Source organism: Rhodococcus sp. NFXS4 (genome assembly GCF_058139645.1).
This window is the reverse complement of sequence record NZ_CP192221.1, coordinates 3,876,036-3,899,382: the sequence shown is the minus strand read 5'-3', so window position 1 is coordinate 3,899,382 and position 23,347 is coordinate 3,876,036. Positions and strand designations below refer to the sequence as shown.

The window sequence follows — 23,347 nt, the reverse complement described above, 5'->3', positions numbered from 1 at the left end:
AGGAGATCACCGTGAACACCACCAGAGAAACCGGCCGTCAGATCTTGGGCGAGCTGATGGGACCCGATTACGTCGAGAAGAAGGACAACAAGCGCAACTCCTTCAACGACGTCATTCAGGACTACTCGGAAGAGGTGTGCTTCGGGCGCACCTGGTCACGCGACGGGATCAGCCGCAAGCAGCGCAGCATCCTCAACATCGCGATGCTGACGGCGCTGAACCGGCCCGCCCAGCTCGCGCACCACATCGAGGGCGCGATGACCAACGGCTGCACGGTCGACGAGCTCAAAGAGATTCTGCTCCAGACAGCCGTGTACTGCGGCCTCCCCGCGGCCGGAGAGGCTTTCCGGGTCGCCGAGGAAGTTCTCCGCGCCGGCGGGCACCTCGACTGACCCGCCACTCACCTCGCACCAAGGAGCCTTTCAGATGACAAGTACACCGGACACAGTCGCGGAGCCCCCCGTGCCTGCATCCCCGGGGACGGACACGCCGCCGCCGAAGATGAAGAAGGTCGCGGCAGCGAGCTTCGTCGGCACCGTGATCGAGTTCTACGATTTCGGTATCTACGGCACAGCCGCGGCCCTGGTGTTCCCGACCCTGTTCTTCCCCGCGCTCGGCACCGCTGCGGGTGTCGTGGCCTCGTTCGCGACGCTCGGCGTCGCCTTCGTCGCCCGCCCGTTCGGCAGCGTCCTTTTCGGCCACTTCGGTGACAGGATCGGCCGCAAGAAGACACTGATCGCGACCATGCTGCTGATGGGCATCTCGACCGTTCTCGTCGGGCTCATGCCGACCGCCGAGACCATCGGCGTCGCAGCCCCGATCATCATCGTGTTCCTGCGTATCCTGCAGGGCCTCGCCGCAGGTGGTGAGTGGGGCGGCGCGGTGCTGTTCGTGTCCGAGCACTCGCCGAAGGCGAAACGCGGTTTCTGGTCGTCCTTCCCCTCGTTCGGTGGCGGCATTGCCATCATTTTGTCCAATGCGACATTCCTGCTCACCGCACTGACGATGAGCAACGAGACCTTCGTCGACTGGGGATGGCGCGTGCCGTTCCTCGCGAGCTTCCTGCTGATCGGTGTCGGCCTCTGGATCAGGTTGTCGATCGACGAGACACCGGTGTTCGCGAAACAGGCCAAGATCGCCGGTGTTCAACGCACCCCGTTCTTCGACGCGTTCAAGAACCAGCCCGTGCAGATCCTGCTGGCGACCGGCGCCACCGCGATGACGTTGTCCCTCACCTACGTCGGTGGCCCCTACCTGGTCAGCTACGGCAGCGGAACACTCGAACTGGAACGCCCATTCGTGTTGACCATCGCCGTCCTCGGCGGCGTCGCGATATCTGTCGCAGTCCTCCTCGGTGCCGTGCTCTCGGATCGAATAGGGCGCCGGCGCATGATTCTGATTGCCGCCGTCCTTGCTGTCGTGTGGACGCTGACTCTCTTCCCGCTTCTCGACACACGCTCACATCTGGCGTTTGCTCTCGGTGTGCCGGTGACCATGTTCATCTCCGGCCTCGCGACAGGACCGCTGGGAGCTTTCCTGTCCGAGCAGTTCGCCACCCGTTACCGCTATACCGCAACGGGTTTGAGCTACAGCCTGGCCGGCATGCTCGGCGGCGCGATCCCACCACTGATCGCTACGCCCATCATCACGACCTGGGGCAGTTTTGCCTTCGGGTGCGTCATGGCCGGAATCGCAGTGGTCTCCATCATCTGCATCCTGGTGATCGGCGAAACCAAGCAGTACGACCTCGACTCGGACGAAGTGTCGGGTAGTTCCGCTCGCTGACAGTGACGTGACCGCCGCCGCGCCCCGATCGGGCGGGGCGGCGGTTCACTGCGTTCCGGAAGGAGGAGGTCGGAGTGGCGAAGACATTGGAGCTGATCCTCTTGCGGCACGGCGAGAGCACGTGGAACGCCGACGATCGATTTGCCGGATGGGTCGATGTACCCCTGACCGAGAAAGGTCGGGCAGAGGCTGTCAGCGCAGGGCGCACGATCGCGCGAGCCGCGGGACTTCCGGACGTCGTGCACACATCGCTGCTCCGGCGTGCCATCACCACTGCGGATCTCGTTCTGGACACCGCCGACCGGCACTGGATTCCGGTGCACCGGAGTTGGCGGCTCAACGAGCGGCACTACGGGGCTCTGCAGGGCAGTAGTCGCGGCGACATCCGTCGCCGATACGGCGCCGAGCAGTTCCGGCGGTGGCGGCGCTCGTTCGACGACGCGCCACCGCCGATCCCACCGCACGCACCGTACGGTCAGGGTTGCGACGAGCGCTACCGTTCACTCGGTGTCGAGGTGCCGAGCACGGAATCGCTGAGCGACGTGCTGGACAGGTTGCTGCCGTACTGGGAATCGTCGGTGGTACCCGACTTGCGTTCAGGAAGAACGGTTCTCATCGTCGCCCACGGTAATGTGTTGCGCACGTTGCTGATACACCTGACCGGTACCCCGCGCGCGCAGGCGGCCACAGTGCAGATCAACACCGGAGAGCCGATACGGCTGACACTCGACACCAGTGTGCGTACGTTCTGATTCCGGCGCACCGACCGGCCGCGGGACCGTGCGACACCGTGGACGCGTCCAGCGCGCGACGCTGAGTGTTCGCGCTGTGGTCAGCGGGACGTCGTGGAGCGATGCTGCCAGGTCTGCACGTGCTCGAGCAGGAGTGCGCGTAGCTCGTCGGCCCGCGGCTCCATCTTCGTGGTGGGCCCGACGAGGGTGACTTCGGCCGCGGCCTTGCCGCTCGGACCGCGCACCACGGTGGCGAGGGCGTACCGAGTGCCGTTGTGCAGGGTGTTCTGTGCGATCCCGGTGCGCTTGATCTCGTCGTACTGCGTGAGAAACTCGTCGACGAGAGCGCCCTCGTCGCGGCCCTGGCGTCGGAGATACGCGTCGCGCTGTTCCGGAGGCAGGTCGGCGAGTAGGGCTTTCCCGCCGGCTGTCTCGAGAAGGCGACGGCGAATGTTCGACCGCGCTGCGAAACCTGCGAGCAGGTCGGCTCCGACCTCGGAGACGTAGATGAGGTCGTCGCCGGCCTGCACACCGAGGAACACCGTGACGCCGGCGGCCTCGTGCAACGCCTGCAGGTCGGCGTCGGTGACGGACCCGGCGCGGAGATGTCCGCTGGCCAGGGTCAGACCGTGCAACGCCGGTCCGATGTAGAACCGCGTGTTGTCCTGGTAGAGCCAACCGGCGGCGACGAGCCCTCGGATGAAACCGTAGACCGAGCTCTTCGGTGCGTCGATGGCACGGGAGAGCTCGGCGAACGTCATGCCGGGGTTGTAGACGACTTCCTCGAGGATCCGCGTGACGCGGTCGATGGTCCGATGATTCTGAGGTTCCCGGTCCAGGCCAGCGATAGGTTCCTCGGTCACAGCCACCATTTAACCTCATCCTCCCTGTCGTACTGCGGTCCCGGCATGACCCTGCTCACGATCCGAGGAAATTCGGTGGCCGTTTGCCGATGGAGGCGGCGACACCCTCGGCGAAATCAGCCGATGTCAACAAGACGGTCTGAGCAGCGGCTTCTTCGTCGAGAGCGGCGACGACCCGGGAGCTGAGATCACGTCGAAGCGTGGACCTGATCGCCATGAGGGACAAGGGAGCCGACGCGGCGATGTCGGTGGCCCAGGCGACCGCCGCCGCGCGGGGATCGTCATCGGTGATGCGGTCCACCAGCCCCAGTTCGAGCGCCTCGGTCGCATCGACGTTCCGGCCGGAATAGAGAAGGTCGAGCGCATTCTGTTGACCCACGGCCGCAGGAAGGGTCACCGTCAGTCCGAACCCGTGGTGAAACCCCAGTCGTGCGAAGTTCGCGGTGAGCCGGGCGCGAGGCCCGGCCACACGGAAGTCCGCGGCCATCGCCAGTCCCAGTCCGCCACCCACCGCTGCGCCCTGGATCGCGGCGATCACGGGTTTGCGTGTGGTGAACAACTGCTGCGCCGCACGGTAGACGCGGCGCAGCATGTGCTCGTCCACCCCGCGCAGATCCGCGCCAGCGCAGAAACTCTTGCCTTCGGCGCACAGAACGACGACGCGAACGACGGGGTCCGCGTCCAGACCGACCAGCGTTGCGGCCAGCTCCCGCAGACTGTCCTCGTCGAAGAAGTTGTGGGGACCGCGTCGGATTTCCACGACGCCGACGTTGCCGACGATCTCGACTCCGATCGTCACCCGGGTGTGCATCTCGGTCATCGGACCTCCACCGTCCGGCGCGCGTCGGCGATGACGGCGTTCCTGTTTACCTTGCCGGCGTGATTGACCGGTAGGTCGTCGGTGAGCACGATCCACCTGGTGGGTATCGCGAACGAGGCGATCGCCCCGCGTAGACGAGCGTCGAACTGGTGTGGGTCGACGTCGGAGGTGAGTACGACGGCAGCGACGACTTCTTCGCCGAGGTCGGAGTGGGGGACACCGAAGACGACGGCGTCCTTGACCTCGGGCAGGCGGACGAGGGCAGCCTCGACGGACGCGGGAGCGATGTTCTCGCCGCCCCGGATGATCATGTCCTTGGAGCGCCCCGTGATCCACAGGTAGCCCTGGTCGTCGAGGTGTCCGAGGTCTCCGGTGTGCAACCAGCCCTGCTCGTCGATCGGGGATTCGACGTCGCCGAGGTATCCGAGCATCTGAGTGGGGCTGCGGAGGAGGATCTCGCCGTCGGGGAGCTCCGGTCGCGGTGCGATCGTGATCTCCACGCAAGGCAGGGCGCGTCCGGTGGTACCCGGGTGCTTGACGGTGTCCTTGCCGGATGCCGCGACTCCCTGGCCGCCGTTCTCGGTCAGCCCGTAGCCGGTCGCGACGCGCGGTTCGACACCGGGAAGACCGGTGCGCAGCCGTTCGAGGAACTCGGCGCCCACCGGCGCGCCGCCGACCGTGACGGCCCGCAGGGTCGTCAGATCGCGAGTCTGAACATCGGGGTGTTCGAGAACGCGGGTGACCATGGTGGGTACCGCGCTCCAGCGCCGAATTCTCCATTCCTCCACGAGCCGGATCGCTTCGGCGGGGTCGAAACGTCCGGCCGGCATCACGAGCGTGTCGCCGACACAGATGGCCCGCAGCAGCGTCTGCACGCCGCCGACGTGGAACATCGGTCCGGTGTGCAGCGCGGCTTCACCGGCCGTCTCGTCGACCAGATGGGGCAGTCGCCGGGTGATGTCGAGCAGCATCTGCAAGCCCGACAGCAACGAACGGTGTGACAGCACTACACCTTTGGGTTTGCCCGAAGTTCCCGAGGTGAAGATGACGACGGCGGGGTCTTCCTCGGCGGTGCCGGGGTCGACGAAGCGGGTCGTGTCCTTGTCGGACACGTCGGCGAGAGGGGTCCATGTCGCGACCCGGTAACGCTTCGGGACTCGTGACGCCAAGCGGTCGTCCGCGAGGACGAGGGCAGGGTCCACCAGATCGAGAGACGCGACGAGTTCCTCCTCGCTCCACCACGCGTTGGCGAGGACGGCGACGCCGCCTACGGCCACGGTCGCCCAGAAATTGACGATCCATTCGGGGCTGTTGAAGCCCAGCAGGACGACCCGGTCTCCGGAACCGATTCCTGCGGAAGCGAATTCGTGAGCGCGAATGTCGACGGACTTCTGGAAATCGTCGAACGTCACCACACGCTCGCCCTGCACGATGTGGGCACGATCGCCCCAGCGGGAGGCGAACGCGAGGAGCGACCCCAGGCGGTGCGGACGCTCGGTGTACATGCGGTACGTGTGACCGGCGATGGTCACCGGGTCGATCGCCGAACCCCAGGCCGGTGACGCCACGGCGCTCGACGTCGTCGTCGGGCTCGTCATTCGCCGACCGCCTCGCGGTGCGGCAGTCGGATGACGGCCGAGCCGGGCATGACGGACTGGCCGCGCTGGTTGGTGGCCCAGGTCTCGACCTTCACGACGTGGTCGCCGTCCTCGTCGATCAGTTTCTCGGTCACCTTGCCACCGAGTACGACGACATCGGAGAGGTAGACGTGCGAGCGGTACTGATCGTGCAGCGACTTGAGGAACCCGTCGTCGCCCATCCAATTGGTGAGGTGGTGAATCTGCCAGGAGGTGCGCTGGATGCCCACGTCGTAGGCCATCTGGGCGCCCTGAAGACTCGCGGCGTAGTCGTTGTAGTGCACGGAGTACACGGGCTCGAGCGCGTTGGTGTTCGGGTCCCGGAAGGCCCACTTGGGGTGCTTCTTGTAGCGGCGCAACGCGACGCCGTGCGCGGCGAGGCGTGGGATGGGTGCGGCGCCGGACGCCACGAAGGCGATCTCGTCCGTCAGACCGATCGGGCCCTTGGTGATGATTCCGAGGTCGTCGCCCACCGCGACGTCGTCCCAGTACCGGGTCTCGGCGCCACGGGGCGACTCCGCCAGCACGTCGGAGTCGATCCTCTCGAGCTCTTCGTCGGTCCACGGGTGCGGCAACTCGATCTTGCGTGACTCACGCTTGGCCTGCATCTCAGTACGCTCGAAGCGCATCCGCGAGCAGATGAAGGTGGCGACGAGTTCGCCGTTCTGGTTGCGGTACTCCTGGCGCAGGTAGTCCTTGATGCGGCGGCCGGCGAACTTGCTGGCGTCGATGGGTCCGTCGAACCCGTCGAACACGACGGTGGCGGTGATCTTGTCCCCGACTCGGATGGGGAGGTCGAAAGACATGTCGGTCTCGGCGTGGAAGCCGCCCAGTCCGGGCCACCCGACCTGGACGGATCCGAGGCACGCGAAGATGAAGCTCGGGGGAGCGATGATCTCGCCGTACCGGGTGCCGGCGGCGTACTCCTCGTCGGTCCAGAGCGGGTTGTCGTCACCGATGCCCTCCGCGAAGCGCAGGATCGCCAGACGTGTTGCGTACTCGTTGTTCACCGAGCCCGCGGTGCGGAGCTGGGTCCCGATCAGTGCGCGCATCTTGTCGAGCATCTCGTCGGTGAACTTGCCTTCGGCAAGGCTCTTGCCGATGTCGGGTTCTGTTGTCTGCGTCATGTCATCCGTCCGTATTTAAGAAACGTTGTACGTAATTAGGAACATATCGGGGTCGGCGGGAGAGGTCAATGACGAATCACGCCAAGGTCGACACCACGGACTTCGTCTCGAGGTAGCTCTCGAGACCGTCGGCCCCGTTCTCGCGACCCCATCCCGACTGTCGGTAGCCACCGGCCGGCATGTAGGCGCCACCGGCGCGGTGGATGTTGATGCCCACCCGGCCGGCGCGCAGACGGCGGGCGATCGAGTGGCCGACGGCGCCGTCGGCGGTCCAGACGCTCGAGGCGAGTCCGTACGAGCTGTCGTTCGCCAACGCCACGGCCTCGTCGACGTCGGAGAACTTCATGACGCCGAGTACCGGCCCGAAGATCTCTTCGCGCATGACGTTCATCGATTGGTCGACATCGACGAGAACGGTGGGTTCGAAGAAGTAGCCTGCGTCGCCGACGCGCTTGCCGCCGGAAACGAGTGTGGCGCCGTCGTGGACTCCGGATTCCACGTAGGTCGACACCCGGTCGAGTTGCTTGCGAGAGATCAGCGGTCCGAGATCGACACCCGGCTGCGTGCCGTATCCGATGCGCAGCTTGCGGCCCTCGGCCGCGACGCCGTCCACGACCTGGTCGTAGACCGACTCGTGAACGAAGAGGCGGGTGCCTGCGGCGCACACCTGGCCCGTGTTCCAGAAGACCGCGCCGGCCACACCGGGGATCGCGGCGGCCAGGTCGGCGTCGGGCATCACGATGACCGGAGACTTGCCGCCGAGTTCGAGTTGGAGCTTCTTCATGTTCCCGGTGGACGCGTGGACGATGGTTCGGCCGACGTCGGTGGAGCCGGTGAACGCCACGACATCGACGTCGGGGTGCGCTGTCAGCACAGCGCCCACTGTGGGTCCGGGGCCGGTGATCACGTTGACGACGCCGTCGGGAACGCCGGCTTCGGTGAGTATCTGGCCGAGCCACAGTGCAGTCAGCGGGGTCTCGTCGGCCGGCTTGAGGATGCACGTACACCCGGCTGCGAGCGCCGGGGCCAGCTTCTTCGACGCGGAGATGATAGGCGCGTTCCAGGGCACGATCATCGCGACGACGCCGACGGGTTCCCGCAAGGTGTAGCCCTGGATGCGCTTGTCACCGGGGCCGAGATCGATGGTGTGACCGTGGATCTTGTCGGCCCACCCGCCGTAGTACTGGTACTGGGCGGCTGCCTCGATCACCATCGCCCGTGCCTGCGGCACGGGGATGCCCATGTTCCGACTCTCCAATGCGGCGAGGGCATCAGCGCTCTCACGCATCAATTGCCCGGCCTTCCACAGAATGGCTCCGCGTTGCTGGGGGGCCAGGCGCATCCACCGCTGTTCGTCGAATGCCCGGCGAGCCGCGGCGACCGCGAGATCGGCTTCCTTCTCACCGGCGAGCGATACGGCGGCGATCACTTCACCAGTGCCCGGGTCGTAGGTGGGAAACGTATCTCCCGAAGCAGGTTCGATCCAGGCACCGTCGATCAGCATCGGCACGGTGGAATTCTCGCCGAGGCTTTCCGGGTACGACCAGGCATCGGGGCGGGGGAACGACATCATTTCTCCTCTGGATCGGGCCTTCGAGCCCGGAACTGTTCTTATATAGAAACTACAGTGCTTAAATATGAATACTCCGAACGTAACGATGTGCCTTCGAGTGTGTCAAGGCTCACGTCGCGGGCGTGGCTCCAGGCTCGCGGGGACTGTCGGGTGCAGTGATTGACAGCACGCCCACCGGGTCCTAGTGTTCCATATTACAAACTGTTGTTCGTAAATACGGAATTGGAGGTCTGCTGGTGCCGGCACTCAGTGGCGTGAAGGTCATCTGCGTAGGGCAGTTCTACTTCGCCCCGTACTGCTCGATGCTCCTTGCCCGGCTGGGCGCGGACGTCATCAAGATCGAATCGCCCGAGGGCGATCCCTACCGCCGGTTGCCGAGTGCCGACCGGGACGGCTCCTCCGTTCAGTTCACGATGCTCAACTCGGGAAAACGGGCGATGAAGGTCGATCTGAAGCATCCCAAGGGTCAAGACGTCGTTCGGAAGTTGGTGGAGCAAGCCGACGTGCTGATCCAGAACCTCTCGCCCGGTGCGATGGACCGATTCGGCCTCGGTTACGACGCCCTCAACGCGATCAACCCGAGGCTGATCATGGCCTCGGGAACCGGCTTCGGGTCGTTTGGCCCCTACGCCGGCGAACCCGCGATGGACCTCACCATCCAGGCTCGCACCGCCATCATGAGCACGACGGGATTCATGGAGGGCGCCCCGGTACGCACCGGTCCGTCGGTCGTCGACTTCATGGCCGGGACCCACATGTTCAGCGGAGTCCTCGCGGCCTTGTATCAACGCGAGCACACCGGACGCGGACAACACGTCGAGGTCGCACTGCAAGACGCGATCATACCGGCGCTGTCGTCGAACATCGCGGGGCACATCAACAGCAACGGCACCATGCCCGAACGCACCGGCAATCGCCACGGCGGGCTGGCAGTAGTGCCGTACAACGCCTACAGGACCACCGACGGCTGGGTCACTGTTCTGTGCCCCACGCAGTCTCACTGGGAGCGGCTGTGCGGGGTGATGGACGACCCCGACGCCAAGGACGATCGCTACAGCACCATGTCGGGTCGCACCGCGCACTCCGACGAGGTGGACGTGCTCGTCGAGCGATGGACCTCTGCGCACACCAAGCAGGAGGTCGCGCACCTGTTGTCGAGGACTGGTATCCCGACCGCACCGGTGCTCAGCCTCGCCGAGCTGATGGACGACCCGCACGTCGCCGAACGCGGAGTACTCAGGTGGATGGACGACGACTCCGGCAAGTGGCTCACCCTGGGCAGCCCGCTGTTCCTGTCAGATTCGCCGATGGTCGAACCCGACAGGGCTCACGGATTGGGAGCCGACACCGATGCCATCCTCATCGAAGAACTGGGAATGACCGAGAACGAAGTAGCCGCACTCCGACTCGAAGGCGCAATCTGATGCAGGGTCTGGTGTTCGACGGCGGTAGGCGTATCTCGTTGCGGAAGTTCTTCGACCCCGAACCGGGACCGGGTGAAGTGTTGCTCCGCGTGACGGCCTCCGGAATGTGCGGTTCGGATCTGCACTACTACCGAGCCGAGCCCACCGACGCCGACGCGCCCGTGTGCATCGGCGGTCACGAACCCGCCGGGGTCATCGCCGAACTCGGTGCTGGAGTGGATCCGAGCCGGTACACGATCGGCCAGAGGGTCATGGTGCATCACTACGCCGGCTGCGGTACCTGCGCCGCCTGTCGTTCGGGTTGGACTCAGATGTGCACCACCGGGCCCGCCCTGGTGTACGGGAAGTCCGCTAATGGCGCTCATGCTCCGTACATGAGCGTGTCGGCACAGTCGGTGATGCCGTTGCACGACGAACTCTCGGACATCGCCGCGGCCGCCATCGGGTGCGGAACAGGCACTGCGTGGGGCGCTCTCGACAGAGTCGGCGAGGTCGGCGGAGTCGACGTCGTGGTGTTCGGCCAAGGCCCGGTGGGACTGTCCGCCACCATGCTGGCCACCGCGCGCGGTGCGCGGGTGATCGCGGTCGACCTCGCGGACAGCCGGCTCGCACAGGCCCGAGCTTTCGGTGCCGCCCACACGATCAACTCGGCAACGGTGGACCCGGTCGCGACGATCAAAGACCTCACCCGAGGGGGTGCGACCGTCGCGATCGAGACCTCCGGAGCGACTGCGGCAGCGACAGCGGCACTCGATTCGCTCGCCCCGTGGGGTCGGCTCGGTGTCGTCGGACTCGGCGGCCGCGTCGAGGTCGACGTCAGAAAGTTCCTCTCACGGCAGATCACCATCGCCACCTCGTGGTCGCTGTCGAGCGTCCAACAGATGCACTGCGCCGATTTCGTCGCCCGGAACCGCCTCCCGATCGACGACCTCTTCAGCCATCGCTGGAGTCTCGACGACGCGGTCGAAGCCTACGAGGAATTCGACAAGCAGACCTCGGGCAAAGGCGTATTCGTCTTCTGATCGATCGACACCCGGCCACGCACGCCCTCCCACCAACCTCCAGAAAGAGCGACAACGATGACTGCCTCCACCGACCTCGAACTGCGTCATTCGTCGCCGGCATTCCGAACGTTCGCCGGTGACCGCGCGATGTCCGCACTCTCCCGCGAACTCGACCGAGTCGGCGCGAGCCGAGCCGTCGTGATCACCGTCCAACCTCTCCTCGATCACCCCGAGGCCATGCAGCGTCTGTACGACGCCCTCGGCCCCAGGATGGTCGGCCTCTTCGACGGCGTGGTCGAGCACAGCCCGCTTCCTGCCGTCGAGGATGCCCGGCGTTACCTCGAGGAGATGGAAGCCGACGCGATCATCGCTGTCGGCGGTGGGTCGTCGGTCGTCACCGCGCGCGCATCGTCCATTCTCCTGGCGGAGAAGAAGGACATCCGCGAACTGTGCACCCAGCGCGGCGCCGACGGAAAACTCATCAGCCCGAAGCTGTCCGCACCGAAGCTCCCGCAGTGGGTCGTTCCCAGCACGCCCACCAGTGCCTACGCCAAAGCCGGTGCGGCTGTTCGTGTTCCGGAGACAGGGGAGCGGCTCGCGCTGTTCGACCCCAAGGCTCGAGCCCAAGGAATCATCCTCGACCCGGTCATGGCGCGCACGGCGCCGACGCGACTCGCCTGGTCCGCGTCTCTGAACGTGCTGTCCATGGCCGTCGAGGGACTGCAGTCGAGCACGGTCGACCCGCTCGCGGATGCGCTGCTCCTCGGGGCGCTGCGCGCCGTGAACGAGTGGCTGCCCAAGCTGGCCTCCGACCCGGAGGGCGCGCAACCACGGCTGAACCTCATGCTGGCGTCACTGATGAGTGGGCAAGGCAGTGATTACACGGGCGGCGGACTAGCACAGGCGCTCTCGCACGCGATCGGACCGCGTTCGTCGGCGTCCAACGGCGTCGTCGAGGCCCTCATGCTCCCGCACGTGACGCGGTGGAATGCACCGATCTCCGCCGAGCGGATCAAGGGCATGGGGGTGGGCCTGGGTATCGCCGACCCGAGCGTCGACGGCGTCATCTCCGAACTGGAATCGATGCTCGGTCGATTCGAGGTCCCGACTCGACTGCGCGACATCGGAGTCGAGAAAGAGGCCATCGACGAGGTGGCCGACCACGCCATGGACGACTGGTCGATCACAACCGGTCCACGAGCAGTGGACCGTCAGCAACTCGTGGAGTTGCTGACGGCCGCGTGGTGATCAGGAGGTCAGAGCTGGGTGGACGGGCGCAGGAGGATCTCGTTGAGGGCGAGGTGGCGGGGGCGACCGACAGCGAAGGCGATGACCTCGGCGACATCGTCGGCAGTCACCTCGGCCGCGCTGTACAGATCGTTGACCGCCGCGTTGGTCGCCTCGTGAGTGATGTGAGTGGGGAGCTCGGTGGCAACGACACCCGGCTCGATCAGCGTGACACGCACGGTGGGAAGCAACTCCTGACGCAGCGCCTCCGACCACCCGTTCACGCCCCACTTGGTGGCCGCGTAGACGCCGTTCCCGGATCGAGCGGTACGTCCTGCCACCGACGAGATGTTGATGATGTCCGCGTGGCCACTGGAGGTCAGCTGTTCCAGGAAGACCTCGGTGGTGGTGATGGCTCCCAGGAGGTTCACCTCGATCATCTGTCGATAGTCGGCGCGCTGGTCGGACGAGAACGGCCCGAGCAGCATCACGCCGGCATTGTTCACCAGGATGTCGGTGCCGCCGAACTCGTGACGCACACGTTCGGCCGCAGCCACGAGTGCCTCGCGATCGGTGACGTCGGCTTCGATGGCGAGTGCGCCGTCACCCAGGCTGGCCGCAAGCGCGTCGATGCGATCGCGTCGACGGGCGAGCAGAACGACCTTGCAGCCCGCAGCATGGAGGTGACGGGCGGTCGCTTCGCCGATTCCGGAGGACGCGCCGGTGATGACGGCGACGAGAGATGTCGATTCGGTAGTCATACGTTCCAGTCAATCGTGGATCTCACCCGTGTGGGAGTACATACCGGTCCAGGTAACGGCAGTGCCTCCCAACCACATCCGCAGCGTCGTACCGTCGGGAGTTCCGTCTCGACCACGAAAACAGCTCGAAGGGCCCGCCCATGATCGTCGACCCCCAGACCCCCACCACCAAGAATCCGCCCGATCGTTTCGCCGGCGACGTGTGGCTCGACCCGATCGCGTTCCCCCGTGACTCGGGGCAACGGATGACGGTGGCGAAGGTGCGTTTCGCCCCCGGCGCCCGAACTGCATGGCACTCGCACGCGCTGGGCCAGACGCTGCACGTCACGCAGGGAACCGCCTGGGTGGGTAGCAGAGGTGGCACGAAGATCGAGGCACACCAGGGCCAGACGCTCTATTGCGCTCCGGGAGAGGAGCACTGGCACGGCGCCTCACGGGATTCCTTCATGGAGCACCTCGCCATGCTCGACAACGCCGACGACGCGTCCACCACGACGACCTGGCTCGAGCACGTCACCGACGAGGACTATCTGGCATGACGCTCTATCACATCGACCGCCTCGGTGCGACGCGCGTCTTCTGCGATGTCCTCTCCGCGGCGCCAGTGCCCGGCCCGGGTCTGGTGGGACAGGGTCCACGGGTGCGTCCATGACGGGAAGCGCAGCATTCTTCTCGGTCGACCGGACCGGGGACGTCCTGACGCCGTTGTCGACCGCCGCCGGTAACTGGGGGCCCGACAGAATGCGGGGTCTGGCCGTCAGTGGCGCCCTCGCTCGCGCGGCGGAACGCGCCGTTCCCGCCGCGGGATTGCGTCCGGTGCGGTGGACGCTCGAACTGTGCCGTGTCGCATCGATGGATCCGTGTCACGTCGACGTGAATGTGCTGCGGTCGGGCCGACGTATCAGCCTCGTCGAGGCCGCTCTGATCCAGAGTGGCCAGACGGTCGCCACTGCACGGGCCCTGTTCCTCCGGCCGGACCCCGAGGTGGTCACGGCAGAGGTCTGGTCCCCATCGGTGCGGTGGCGCCCGCCACCGGCCGGTCTCCAGCCGGGTACCGACGAACCGCGCCTGCATTACGACGCCGCCGGTGGCTGGATGGCCACACCCGCCACGGACCACAACAGCGTCCGAAAGGTCATGTGGATCAGGGACGTTCAGATCGTGGAGGGGGAGACCCCCACACCGTTCCAATTCGCCGCCAGCGCGGCGGACGTGGCCAGTGTGGTCGGTAATTGGGGCAGCGCGGGCATGCAGTTCATCAACGCTGATGTCACCCTCGCACTCGGACGTCTCCCAGTGGGACTCGAGATGGGTCTGGCTGCGGTGGATCGCGTCGAATCCGACGGCGTCAGTATCTCGACAGTCACAGTCTTCGACCGGAGCGGCACCGTGGGAACAGCGGTGGTGTCCGCGCTCGCCAATCTCCGTGCCACCGTCGACCCTCGGCTGCGATGACGACGCCGAGCGCCGCCGACGGCCCACCCTCCGAACCGCGGAAGCAACAGAAAGGACCAGAACTATGCGACTGATGAGGCTCTGTGGAACTGCCGTGCAGACAGCTGTCGCGGCGATGATCTTCACCGTCGCGCTGTGCGGACTTCTCGTCGGCGCCACCCTGTCGGCGATCGTCGGGCTTGCTCAGTCCCTCTGGGATTGAGTGGCCGGCGGTGTCAGCCGATCACGAGCCGGCGCTCTGCTCCGTCTGCAGCTGGTCCTGGGAGGCCGCCCACGACGCGAGGAGCTTGAGCGCGTCGGCGGTAGGGGTGCCGGGCGGGGCGGTGTAGATGTTGAGCTTCAAGCCGGGATCCGAGGACAGTTCCATGCCCTCGAAATCCAGGTCCAACTCCCCGACGACAGGGTGGCGCAGACGTTTTCGGCCACTACGGTGAAATCTCACATCCTGTGATGCCCACCGCTGACGGAACAAGTCGCTGCGGGTCGACAATTCGCCCACGAGAGCGATGAGGTCCTTGTCATGGGGGTTGGCGCCCGCTTCCAGGCGAAGCATCGCCGCGGAGTCGCGGGCGATCTGGTCGTAGTCGACGAAGAAGTGCTCCGCGGCCGGGTCCAGATACACGAAACGAGTGGTGTTCGCCGGGCGCCGCGGGTCGGCCAGAATCGGTGTATAGAGCGCACGCGCCAGTTGGTTCATGGCGACGATGTCGTGACGGCCGTTGCGGATCCATGCCGGGGCGTCGGTGATGGCGTCGAGCATGGTCTGCGTTGCAGGGCGCACCGTGGTCGCGGCGGCGCGTGTGCGTCGGGACCCGGCCGGTTCCATCTGACGGGCCAGCGCGAACAGGTGATCGCGTTCGGCGTCGTCGAGCTTCAGGGCACCGGCGAGAGACGCGAGGACGCTGTCCGAGGCGCCGGACAGGCTGCCGCGTTCCATGCGGATGTAGTAGTCGACAGACACGCCCGCGAGAAGGGCGACCTCTTCTCGTCGCAAGCCCGAGACACGGCGGTTTCCGCCGTACGCGGGTAGTCCTGCCTGTTCAGGGGTGATACGGGCGCGGCGTGTGCGGAGAAACTCCCGAATCTCCGTGCGCAGGTCGACGGTGCTCATGTGCTCACGGTAGGCGGTGGACAGCAAGAGGGGGAGGCACTGTCAGTACCTGGAACACCACGTCCTCCCCGGCCACTCTCGCGGCGGGTTCACTGGCAGTATGCAACCAGTATCACGGCTCAGGTCCGGTCGTTCGCCGATGGTGTCCCGGCGGTCGGTCATCGGCGGTGCAGTCGCACTAGGGGCCGCCGCAGTGTCGGCTGCATGCAGCGTCGACCCGACTTCCGGCACGTCTGCCACGGCGCCTGCGGCGGCTGACACCGTCCTGCCGAACACGGCCCCAGTGTTGCTCGCGTATTTCTCGCGTGCCGGCGAGAACTATTACTACGGCGACCGCACTGTCCTCGAGGTCGGCAACACCGAAACGCTCGTGAACATGATCGCGGCCAGGATCCGGTGCGACGTACACCGCATCGAGCCGGCAGACCCGTACCCGTTCGAGTACGACGAGACGGTGGAACGGAATCGGCGTGAGCAGCGCGACGGTGTACTTCCCACACTCGTCGACCCGGTTGCGCCCGTCGGTGACCACCAGGTGGTTCTTCTCGCGAGTCCGGTGTGGAACAGCAGCGCCCCGATGGTCATGCACTCGTTCGTCAGGTCGTTGGATCTCGCCGGCCGCACCATTCACCCGATCACCACACATGCGGTAAGCGGACTGTCAGGAGTGCCGGACGTGTACCGGGAACTCTGCCCCGACTCGACGATCGGTGAGGGCTTCACCGCTCAGGGGGAAGAAGTTGCGGATGCCGGACCAGCAGTCGATGAATGGTTGCGGCGAGTCGGCTCGAGCTGGGCCTGATGGCTTCTGGCTTCGATTCATGAGATAGCCGCCGATTACGAATTCTCCAGTGATCTCGCCATCGAAGGGGTCATCCTGTAGTCCATGTACGAGCGAGTCGACCTCACACCGGAGTGTGCGGATGCGGCGCTGGTCGCCTCATTCTGAAAGACAGCACTCGGGTACGTCGACGAACCACCACCCCCTCCGTTCGCAACGCGAGACGAGTGGTTGGCATCGTTCAAAGACGAGGCGGCCGCGCGGGGTGGCGCCTCCTTTCAACAGCCATCTTTTTGGCCCCACGCCTGTCGATCATCGAGGTGCCGGAACCGAAGACCGCCAAGAATCGACTCCACTTCGATCTGCGGGCATCGACCTGCGGCGGGCTCGACGAACGGTGGAAAGGTGTCAACACCACCGAGGTCACGAGGCTGCTGGAGCAGGTGCGTCGGTGGTGATGCGAGTCGAGGGGCACCACGTTGTCTTGGGTGACCGCGAGGGCAACGAGTTCTGTGTCGCGTGAGTTCTGTGGAGGGGACGATGCCAGCCGACTCGCCAAGATAGTCTGTGGGGCAACATGATCCCAACATCGTGGTGCTGCGTTCGAGACTTCTCGGTGTCACGAGAGTGTCACAAGTCGGGACGGACGGAGGTGGACCGAGGCGGACGGCAGTGGATAAAGGAGCAGTTCAGACCGGGTTTTGTGGGTCCAGGTGAATCCACTTGATCGGGTCATCGAAGCCTTGTAAGCGAGCGGTCTTCGGTTCAATCCCGAAAGGAGGCTCTCGATATTCCTCTGACCAGCAAGAATGCTCCGAAACAGCCTGATCTGACCTCTCGTTTCACGACTATCCCCGGTACATCCATGCAGGTCCGCCACGGTCCAGGGGCGTCCGGACACCTGCGTATTCTCCTGAAACTCGGCTCGATGTCACGAGTTGTCACAACTCATCCGTAACTCGTCCGATGGACTCGGGTGGACGTCAGTGGCTGTGGGTGGACTTCAGCGCCGAAGAGTCCACGACGGTCGGTGGACACCCAGGGACTCCTATGGACGGATTCCACTCGCTTCACGCTGTGGCTGCGGCTGGCGTGGACGTGTGCGGACCAGGGTGGACCAACCGCCTCTTGCTCACGGGTGAAGCAGTAGTCGGCACTAACAGCGCTGATCGCAGAGGGACGGGTTCCGTAACGCAATTCGTGGAATTGGCATTTTCAAGCATTGTTCGAATGGTCCGTACCATTACTCCGCAGCGATCGCGGCAGCGTCTCCGAGGTGGAGCGGTGGCGCCCTCGAGGGTCACGGACGGACCGGCGTCACCGGTGCGATGCACGCGACGGTGTCGCCTCGGTATGGGCGGTGACCGTGCCATGCTCCTGGTGCGTCACCCGCTGGCCTCCGCGGCGCAACCGTGTCGGCACGGGGCATGAAGTCGCCGCGGTGTACAAGAACCACCTGGTGTCCGTCAGCGTCCGGGTGGTCGTCCTCGCCGGTCTCGTGGACGCGCGTTACTGGTCTTCCGGCGAAACGCGACAGCGAGGAGGCGGCGAGATCAGCCCGCACCGTGACGCGCCACGTGTGAATGGTCTTTGTCGACGGGGCCGGTCTTCGCGGCGCCTCCGGGGGAGCCGAGGTCGTCGAAGAAGTCGGCGTTGACGGTGACGTAGTGCGCCCACTCGGCGGGGAGGTCGTCTTCGTAGAAGATGGCCTCGACGGGGCAGACCGGTTCGCACGCAACGCAATCGACGCACTCGTCCGGGTGGATGTAGAGCATCCGTCGGCCTTCGTAGATGCAGTCGACGGGGCATTCCTCGATGCACGCCTTGTCCATGACGTCGATGCACGGTTCGGCTATCACGTAGGTCACGGTTCCTATGGCCCCGTCGCGGCGGTGCTGTTGTCCGGTACCGCGTCCGGAACGAGGTGTGGTACGTAGCGGACGTAGAGCACCATCCCGATCAGTTCCACCAGGGTTTGCGTCACGACCACCACGGCGGCCAGGCTCAACGCCGGTGGCAGCGCCAGTGCGAGGGGGAGTACGACCAGTGAGTTGCGGGTAGCGCCGGAGAACACCAACGCCCGCGTCGCCGGCACGTCCTGCCCGAACACCTTCCCGGCGCCGACACCGATGAACGCCATCGCGATCAGGAACATCACGAAGATGGCGGCGGCCGCGGCGAGTTGATCGATGCGGCTGCGGACGGCGTCGATCTGGGAGGCCACGACGACCGCGAGCGTCACCATCATCACCGGCACCATCGCTGCCGCCGTCACCTGCATCAGCCGCTTGCCCGCATGTCCGCGGCGCGCCCACCACTGCGTCGCCGCTGCCAGAGCCAACGGGAGCCCGATGAGCAGGACGAATGCTTCGGCGAAGGGTGCGATGTCGATGATCGAGACCGTGTCGGACCCGACGAACAACCACAGCCACAGCGGCAGCAGCGCGATCTGCAGCAGCATCAGCAGCGGTGCCCCGGCCAGCAGGCGTTCCGATGCGGCGCCGGCGAGGCCGCTGAAGACGATGACGTAGTCGATGCACGGGGCGAGGAGCACCAGCACCACACCGACCAGGACCGCCTCGTTCCCGGCGATGGTGCGCGTGAGAGCGAACACCACGATCGGGACGGCCACGAAGTTCAGGACGATGACTGCGGTGGTGAACCGGGCATCGCGCAGGGAGCGGCCGATCGCGGCGAACGGCACGGCGAGGAACGTGGCGTAGAGCAGTACGATAAGCACCGGGTTGATGGCGTGCTCGAACGCCGGCGCCGAGGCGGGAGCAGCGAGGCCCACTGCGGCACCGGCGGCGAGAGCGAGGAGATACAGGCCGATCTGGTGGGTGTCCCACCACTGCACCACCGAGGTCCGCCGCGATCCGGTCATGACGCGTGTGCGGGTGTGGGCATCGTCGACGCCAACCAGCTGCACTGCGGGTCGCACGGCGTCGCCGCGTCGGGAGTGTCGTCCAATCGGTCCAGCGCCCCGGTCAGCGCGTCTCGCAGCACGCTCAGCTGCGCGATCGACTCCTCCGCTCGGGCGATGTGCTCACGCAGTGCCGGCCGCAGCCCGGACTTCACCGCGGCGCACGAGTCGTTCTCCCACACGCGCAGCATCGTCTTGATCTGCGGCAAAGTCAGATTCAGGCTCTTCGCGGCGGTGATGAACGCCAACCGTTGCTGCGCGCGCTCGTCGTAGATTCGGTACCCGTTCGAGGCCCGGCCTGCCGGGAGCAGGCCCTCGCTCTCGTAGAAGCGCAGTGTCGTCGCCGGCACTCCCGTCGCCGAGGACAGTTGCGAGATCAGCAGAGCGGGCATGACCGAAGACTAAAGGTTCGAGTCGGCTCGAAGGCAAATGGACGAGTGAGCACATTGTCGGTGCCGCGGGATCACGGGCGCGTGTGCGGGGTGGTCCTTGGCTGTGCCTGTGCCCACCGATGCCGACGATGTCGTGACCGGATCGACGGTCGCGCTGCGTTCCTCGGCTGACAGGATGAGGCGCTCTCTGGCTGTGGCGTTCGCGGCGGGGGCTGCGATCGGCCTGCTGGGGGAATGATCGGGCTCGGTGTCGCCGAGTTCCGCCTCCCTCTGTTGATCGGTGTGTTCGGATTCGTCGCGTTACAGGCGGTGGTACTGAACAAGGCGATGAGCCTGATAGTCGTCGCGACGGCCCTCCCGGCCCTCCCGGCGCGCGTGGCGTCCGTTCCGCTCGACCTGCTGACTCCCCACTGGTCGGTGGTGCTCAATCTCCTCGGCGGCAGCGTCGCCGGAGCCCGGGTGGGTGCGACGTGGGCGACGAAGATGCGCTCGGCGACCCTCTACAAGGTCCTGTCCGCATTGCTGGTGCTCATCGCGTTCGTGTTGTTACTCAGCCACCTCGGGCAGGTGCAGCACGCCGACCTGGCCGCCGCCGCTCGTGTGGTCGCCGGGCTGCTGGCCGGGTTCGTCATCGGTGTCGTCGCCGCACTGATAGGGGTGGCCGGCGGCGAACTGCTCATCCCGACGATCGTGCTGCTCTACGGACTCGACTTCAAGGTCGCCGGCAGCTTGTCGTTACCGACGATGGTGGTGGCGTTCGCCCGGTACTCCCGCGATCGCAGCTTCGATGTCCCGTGCGAGAGCGGTGGTTTCGTTCTGGTGATGGCGGCCGGGTCGCTCACCGGAACCATTGCCGGGGTCTCCTGCTCGGTGTCGTCCCCGAGCTGATCCTGGTCCCGCTGCCGGTTGGTCAGCCGTCGTCACTCGGGTTCACGTCGCGCGATCTTCGTCGCCAGATCCGTCACCGGTGTGTGCCAGTCCTGGGACAGTCGCACGAGCATCGCGAACGCAGCGTCGGCGCGCAGGTCATAGCGCTCCATGATGATGCCTTTGGCCTGTCCGATGACATCGCGGGTCGCGAGCGCGGACTCGAAATTGTGCTCCTGCTCGGCGGCGACGAGAGCGAGAGCGGCATGCGTGGCGAGCAGGACGCCGACGTCGTCGTCGGCGTCGTCGAAGCCGTGAACAGCGTCGGAGTACAGGTTCAGCGCCCCGAGGTGATCGTGATGGGTGTACAACCGGAACGTCAGCATCGAGCGCACTCCTGCCTCTGAGGCCGCGGGAGCGAACTGTGGCCACCGATCCTCACGGGCCATATCGGGGACGGACACACTGTGGTGTTTCCACACCGTGTCGAAGCACGGCCCTTGCCCGGTCGCCTCCTGCAGGGCGTCGACACGGCGAGGGAGTTCGTCGGTGGCACCGCGGGATTCGATTCTGTGATTGCGGACGACGAGGGTGATGCCGGCGTGATCAGCGCCCGGTATCAGCCGGACCGCCTCCGCCGTGATCGAGAGCAGGGTGCCCTCGACGCTGCCGTGTTCTTGTTGGATCACCCTGGCCATCTCGGCCATGGCGGCGCCCAAAGACACTGTCTCGGAATCACTGTCGGCGCGCGCCGGGTCGAGCGGCGGGTCGGAAGTAGCGGTCACGAACGTACCTTCTTCCAGATCCTCGGTCGTGAGAACGTACGCCGAGGTCGAGCTCACCATGTCACACGGGTGTTGGGCGCCCGCGACGGAGTACACCGCTGCTGTCGAACGGCAGTCCTCGATAGTTCGTCGTCGCCCGGTGTAGGGCGACGCGGCGTACAGTTACCGTCAGTTCGGTACAACCCTTGCCGTTCGGACCGATCATCCGAACCAGTCGTCTCGCCGCTGCGGCGCGAAGACGACCTCGAGGAGTGTGCGCGAAACGTGTATCAGCACTTGCCCGACCGTCCCGATATCGTCGCGGCGGTCGGTCACGGGTCGCCCGCCCCACCTGTCTTGCAGCTGACTCCGCACCTGCGGGCGAGAGCGGGCGCTCGGATCCAGATTCTCGAACAACATTGTGCGTCAACGTCGCCGCGTGCCCCGTCGTGCACACCGGGTTGTGCCGGTCTGCGAGTCCCGGTGACCGGTGACGCCGACGACCGTCAGCCGAGGGAACATCCACTGTCCGGCCTGGAGTCGTTCTCGCAGTGGGTGGAGGTGTGCGTCGACCTGTCGTCCGCGGACGGCGCAGCTGTCGTCGCATCCACCGAGCGCCACGATGACAGGCACCGGATCCTCTATGCCACCGACCCGACCGCCGAGCGCGTGGCGGACCTGCTCTTCGTCCTCGGCTACGGACCCCACACGACGGCGACGCCCGCGCATCCGGTGCAGACCGTGACGACCACCGATCCCGACGACCGCCTCACCTGGCCGCTGTTGATCGACGAACTCGTCGCGGTGGGCGTTCACTGGCTACAGGTCCATGCGATCGGGGCACCCGGGTCGGCGTTGGGAACCCTGCAGCTCTACCGGCGGCGTCGACCGCCCGCGCGGTCGCTCGATGCGGACACCACGGTCAGCGCGCTGGCGCGAGCGCTCGGTAGCGAACCGGTCGCCGACCGGGTCCTCGGTGCATCATCGGAGCCGGTTGCGGGCTCCGACGTCGTCAGCGTCGCGATCGGCGTTCTCGCTGCCCGGCACGGTCTTTCGGTGCCGGCGGCGTCGGCGCTGCTCCGAGCGGGCGCCTATGCGCGCGAACATTCGTCGCTGGACGAGGCGCAACGCGTTGTCGAGTCTCTCGGCGACCATGAATCGTGACAGCAGGGAACATCGCGCCGTGGTGAACGGCACGTCGGGTATCACCACACGTGAGAGCGAAGCCCGTCGATGACCGACCGTTTGAATCCGACACCGCGCTCGTGCGACTTCCTCGACCTCGTCGGCCCCGCCACCGAGACCCCCGCACCCGACGCGACCGCACCCCATGTCACCGACGAGCGAAGGTTCCTGGTGTGGATGGTCGACGACCGGGACACAGTCATCCTGCGCACCGCGAGCTCGCTGACCAATGCCGTCGACGTGGCTCGCGCGTACTGCGCAGCGTGGGGTGCGCAGGTGCGTCACATCGAGGATCCGCGGGGCGAGGTCGTGCCACGTGCAACGTGGGAGACGCTGTGTTCGGTCACTTCGCCCCTGCCCTACGTCTACACCGTCGAGCTCCTTTCTCCCCGCTCCACCGGGCGTGAGGAACTGGTGACAGCGCTCTGGACCAGTACTCATCTCGACGAGGCGCTGCGCTGGCGGCAGCTGCTGCCGCCCGACCTCCGCAGTCGCGCCCTCGTGGTCAGCAATAACCCCGACGGGCACTTCCCGCGTTCGGCACCCTCACCTGCAGGAACCTCTTCCAGATGACGTCGACGGACGGTATGGCCAGCAATTCGGAAGACGCCGTTGCCGCAGCACCCCCGAGTCCGACCACCGACGGCCCGGAACACGCAGCCCATCGGGCCACCGGAAACGCCGGCGTGCCCGATGCCGCCGCGATTGCGACGGGAACGTGCGCACGCTGCGCGACCACGACGCCTCAGCTGACGCCCGCCACGAGAGTGCCGGGCATGTCCGCTGCCGCATCGGCGCTGTGGGTGCGCCCACGCGGGAAGGGACTGTGCCCACCATGTGCGTGGATGTACCGGTCCGCCGACACCCGTCGTACCCCGCACCTCGTCACTCGCCTCCCCGACAGTGTCACCGCGATC

24 protein-coding genes are annotated in these 23,347 nt (G+C 66.0%); 13 read left to right on the top strand and 11 right to left on the bottom strand.

The features are described from left to right. Window positions 1–11 precede the first annotated feature (11 nt). The 3 genes from J4E04_RS18445 to J4E04_RS18435 all read left to right on the top strand — a co-directional run bounded on the left by J4E04_RS18445 (window position 12) and on the right by J4E04_RS18435 (window position 2,537). Entirely contained in the window at window positions 12–392 is a 381-nt protein-coding gene (locus tag J4E04_RS18445; protein ID WP_490149246.1) for a carboxymuconolactone decarboxylase family protein, read from the top strand. Window positions 393–426: 34 nt separating this feature from the next. After that, complete coding sequence (locus J4E04_RS18440; protein ID WP_490149245.1) at window positions 427–1,785, top strand: MFS transporter; 1,359 nt, start codon at window positions 427–429, stop codon at window positions 1,783–1,785. A gap of 74 nt (window positions 1,786–1,859) precedes the next feature. After that, a complete protein-coding gene (locus tag J4E04_RS18435) occupies window positions 1,860–2,537 on the top strand; it encodes a 2,3-bisphosphoglycerate-dependent phosphoglycerate mutase (RefSeq protein ID WP_490149244.1) in 678 nt (225 codons plus the stop codon). Between the two features lie 80 nt (window positions 2,538–2,617). On the opposite strand, the gene J4E04_RS18430 is transcribed toward J4E04_RS18435, so the two are convergent. From J4E04_RS18430 to J4E04_RS18410, 5 genes are all read right to left on the bottom strand, one after another. Continuing rightward, window positions 2,618–3,379 (bottom strand): IclR family transcriptional regulator, encoded by a 762-nt coding sequence (locus tag J4E04_RS18430; protein ID WP_490149243.1) that lies wholly within the window; start codon window positions 3,377–3,379, stop codon window positions 2,618–2,620. 55 nt (window positions 3,380–3,434) lie between these two features. Further along, entirely contained in the window at window positions 3,435–4,199 is a 765-nt protein-coding gene (locus tag J4E04_RS18425) for an enoyl-CoA hydratase/isomerase family protein (RefSeq protein WP_490149242.1), read from the bottom strand. Continuing rightward, window positions 4,196–5,797: a class I adenylate-forming enzyme family protein gene (locus J4E04_RS18420; protein WP_490149241.1), complete on the bottom strand. Its 1,602-nt coding sequence runs from the start codon at window positions 5,795–5,797 to the stop codon at window positions 4,196–4,198. The genes J4E04_RS18425 and J4E04_RS18420 overlap by 4 nt, the downstream gene beginning before the upstream one ends. Beyond that, window positions 5,794–6,963, bottom strand: a complete 1,170-nt coding sequence (locus tag J4E04_RS18415) for an FAS1-like dehydratase domain-containing protein (protein ID WP_490149240.1) — start codon at window positions 6,961–6,963, stop codon at window positions 5,794–5,796. Before J4E04_RS18415 ends, J4E04_RS18420 begins: the two co-directional genes overlap by 4 nt. A 76-nt stretch (window positions 6,964–7,039) precedes the next feature. After that, entirely contained in the window at window positions 7,040–8,536 is a 1,497-nt protein-coding gene (locus J4E04_RS18410) for an aldehyde dehydrogenase family protein (protein WP_490149239.1), read from the bottom strand. A 236-nt stretch (window positions 8,537–8,772) separates the two neighbouring features. Between J4E04_RS18410 and J4E04_RS18405 the strand changes: the two genes are divergently transcribed. The 3 genes from J4E04_RS18405 to J4E04_RS18395 are packed head-to-tail and all read left to right on the top strand — an operon-like array spanning window position 8,773 to window position 12,212. Then, the gene (locus J4E04_RS18405) at window positions 8,773–9,960 is read left to right on the top strand and encodes a CaiB/BaiF CoA transferase family protein (protein ID WP_490149238.1); all 1,188 of its coding nucleotides are present in this window, start codon (window positions 8,773–8,775) and stop codon (window positions 9,958–9,960) included. Beyond that, window positions 9,960–10,982 (top strand): zinc-binding dehydrogenase, encoded by a 1,023-nt coding sequence (locus tag J4E04_RS18400; protein ID WP_490149237.1) that lies wholly within the window; start codon window positions 9,960–9,962, stop codon window positions 10,980–10,982. The genes J4E04_RS18405 and J4E04_RS18400 overlap by 1 nt, the downstream gene beginning before the upstream one ends. Before the next feature lie 57 nt (window positions 10,983–11,039). Beyond that, on the top strand, window positions 11,040–12,212 hold the full coding sequence (locus J4E04_RS18395) for an iron-containing alcohol dehydrogenase family protein (RefSeq protein WP_490149236.1): 1,173 nt from the start codon (window positions 11,040–11,042) through the stop codon (window positions 12,210–12,212). Window positions 12,213–12,220: 8 nt separating this feature from the next. Here the strand turns inward: J4E04_RS18395 and J4E04_RS18390 are convergent, their stop codons facing one another. Next, a complete protein-coding gene (locus J4E04_RS18390; protein WP_490149235.1) occupies window positions 12,221–12,952 on the bottom strand; it encodes an SDR family oxidoreductase in 732 nt (243 codons plus the stop codon). A 140-nt stretch (window positions 12,953–13,092) separates the two neighbouring features. On the opposite strand from J4E04_RS18390, the gene J4E04_RS18385 reads away from it, so the two are divergent. Together J4E04_RS18385 and J4E04_RS18380 are read left to right on the top strand one after the other, a co-directional pair. Further along, window positions 13,093–13,491 (top strand): (R)-mandelonitrile lyase, encoded by a 399-nt coding sequence (locus J4E04_RS18385; protein ID WP_490149234.1) that lies wholly within the window; start codon window positions 13,093–13,095, stop codon window positions 13,489–13,491. Window positions 13,492–13,600: 109 nt separating this feature from the next. Further along, complete coding sequence (locus J4E04_RS18380) at window positions 13,601–14,407, top strand: acyl-CoA thioesterase domain-containing protein (RefSeq protein ID WP_490149233.1); 807 nt, start codon at window positions 13,601–13,603, stop codon at window positions 14,405–14,407. 223 nt (window positions 14,408–14,630) lie between these two features. On the opposite strand, the gene J4E04_RS18375 is transcribed toward J4E04_RS18380, so the two are convergent. Continuing rightward, entirely contained in the window at window positions 14,631–15,518 is an 888-nt protein-coding gene (locus J4E04_RS18375) for a helix-turn-helix transcriptional regulator (RefSeq protein WP_490149232.1), read from the bottom strand. Between the two features lie 283 nt (window positions 15,519–15,801). Here J4E04_RS18375 and J4E04_RS18370 point away from each other — a divergent pair, with 283 nt between their 5' ends. Next, complete coding sequence (locus J4E04_RS18370; RefSeq protein ID WP_490149231.1) at window positions 15,802–16,320, top strand: flavodoxin; 519 nt, start codon at window positions 15,802–15,804, stop codon at window positions 16,318–16,320. A 272-nt stretch (window positions 16,321–16,592) separates the two neighbouring features. Further along, window positions 16,593–16,757: a hypothetical protein gene (locus J4E04_RS18365; protein WP_490149230.1), complete on the top strand. Its 165-nt coding sequence runs from the start codon at window positions 16,593–16,595 to the stop codon at window positions 16,755–16,757. A gap of 1,095 nt (window positions 16,758–17,852) precedes the next feature. Here the strand turns inward: J4E04_RS18365 and fdxA are convergent. The 3 genes from fdxA to J4E04_RS18350 are packed head-to-tail and all read right to left on the bottom strand — an operon-like array spanning window position 17,853 to window position 19,614. Further along, the gene (gene fdxA / locus J4E04_RS18360; RefSeq protein WP_222696188.1) at window positions 17,853–18,167 is read right to left on the bottom strand and encodes a ferredoxin; all 315 of its coding nucleotides are present in this window, start codon (window positions 18,165–18,167) and stop codon (window positions 17,853–17,855) included. 5 nt (window positions 18,168–18,172) lie between these two features. Beyond that, window positions 18,173–19,183, bottom strand: a complete 1,011-nt coding sequence (locus J4E04_RS18355; RefSeq protein ID WP_490149229.1) for an arsenic resistance protein — start codon at window positions 19,181–19,183, stop codon at window positions 18,173–18,175. After that, entirely contained in the window at window positions 19,180–19,614 is a 435-nt protein-coding gene (locus J4E04_RS18350) for a MerR family transcriptional regulator (RefSeq protein ID WP_222682401.1), read from the bottom strand. Before J4E04_RS18350 ends, J4E04_RS18355 begins: the two co-directional genes overlap by 4 nt. A 234-nt stretch (window positions 19,615–19,848) precedes the next feature. On the opposite strand from J4E04_RS18350, the gene J4E04_RS18345 reads away from it, so the two are divergent. Next, window positions 19,849–20,502 carry a sulfite exporter TauE/SafE family protein gene (locus J4E04_RS18345; RefSeq protein ID WP_222682402.1) on the top strand — a complete coding sequence of 218 codons (654 nt, stop codon included), beginning with the start codon at window positions 19,849–19,851 and terminating at the stop codon, window positions 20,500–20,502. A 32-nt stretch (window positions 20,503–20,534) separates the two neighbouring features. Here J4E04_RS18345 and J4E04_RS18340 read toward each other — a convergent pair whose 3' ends face one another. Further along, the gene (locus tag J4E04_RS18340) at window positions 20,535–21,266 is read right to left on the bottom strand and encodes a GAF and ANTAR domain-containing protein (RefSeq protein WP_308115892.1); all 732 of its coding nucleotides are present in this window, start codon (window positions 21,264–21,266) and stop codon (window positions 20,535–20,537) included. Window positions 21,267–21,728: 462 nt separating this feature from the next. Between J4E04_RS18340 and J4E04_RS18335 the strand changes: the two genes are divergently transcribed. Together J4E04_RS18335 and J4E04_RS18330 are read left to right on the top strand one after the other, a co-directional pair. Further along, on the top strand, window positions 21,729–22,409 hold the full coding sequence (locus J4E04_RS18335) for a hypothetical protein (RefSeq protein ID WP_222696187.1): 681 nt from the start codon (window positions 21,729–21,731) through the stop codon (window positions 22,407–22,409). Between the two features lie 69 nt (window positions 22,410–22,478). Further along, a complete protein-coding gene (locus J4E04_RS18330; RefSeq protein ID WP_222682404.1) occupies window positions 22,479–23,003 on the top strand; it encodes a hypothetical protein in 525 nt (174 codons plus the stop codon). Window positions 23,004–23,347: the final 344 nt, after the last annotated feature.

Excerpts from the sequence above, each read along its gene's own strand:
- J4E04_RS18440 (WP_490149245.1), top strand. The coding sequence starts at position 427 with ATGACAAGTACACCGGACACAGTCGCGGAGCCCCCCGTGCCTGCATCC.
- J4E04_RS18425 (WP_490149242.1), bottom strand. The coding sequence starts at position 4,199 with ATGACCGAGATGCACACCCGGGTGACGATCGGAGTCGAGATCGTCGGC.
- J4E04_RS18420 (WP_490149241.1), bottom strand. The coding sequence starts at position 5,797 with ATGACGAGCCCGACGACGACGTCGAGCGCCGTGGCGTCACCGGCCTGG.
- J4E04_RS18415 (WP_490149240.1), bottom strand. The coding sequence starts at position 6,963 with ATGACGCAGACAACAGAACCCGACATCGGCAAGAGCCTTGCCGAAGGC.
- J4E04_RS18410 (WP_490149239.1), bottom strand. The coding sequence starts at position 8,536 with ATGATGTCGTTCCCCCGCCCCGATGCCTGGTCGTACCCGGAAAGCCTC.
- J4E04_RS18400 (WP_490149237.1), top strand. The coding sequence starts at position 9,960 with ATGCAGGGTCTGGTGTTCGACGGCGGTAGGCGTATCTCGTTGCGGAAG.
- J4E04_RS18395 (WP_490149236.1), top strand. The coding sequence starts at position 11,040 with ATGACTGCCTCCACCGACCTCGAACTGCGTCATTCGTCGCCGGCATTC.
- J4E04_RS18390 (WP_490149235.1), bottom strand. The coding sequence starts at position 12,952 with ATGACTACCGAATCGACATCTCTCGTCGCCGTCATCACCGGCGCGTCC.
- J4E04_RS18385 (WP_490149234.1), top strand. The coding sequence starts at position 13,093 with ATGATCGTCGACCCCCAGACCCCCACCACCAAGAATCCGCCCGATCGT.
- J4E04_RS18380 (WP_490149233.1), top strand. The coding sequence starts at position 13,601 with ATGACGGGAAGCGCAGCATTCTTCTCGGTCGACCGGACCGGGGACGTC.
- J4E04_RS18375 (WP_490149232.1), bottom strand. The coding sequence starts at position 15,518 with ATGAGCACCGTCGACCTGCGCACGGAGATTCGGGAGTTTCTCCGCACA.
- J4E04_RS18355 (WP_490149229.1), bottom strand. The coding sequence starts at position 19,183 with ATGACCGGATCGCGGCGGACCTCGGTGGTGCAGTGGTGGGACACCCAC.
- J4E04_RS18350 (WP_222682401.1), bottom strand. The coding sequence starts at position 19,614 with ATGCCCGCTCTGCTGATCTCGCAACTGTCCTCGGCGACGGGAGTGCCG.
- J4E04_RS18345 (WP_222682402.1), top strand. The coding sequence starts at position 19,849 with ATGATCGGGCTCGGTGTCGCCGAGTTCCGCCTCCCTCTGTTGATCGGT.
- J4E04_RS18330 (WP_222682404.1), top strand. The coding sequence starts at position 22,479 with ATGACCGACCGTTTGAATCCGACACCGCGCTCGTGCGACTTCCTCGAC.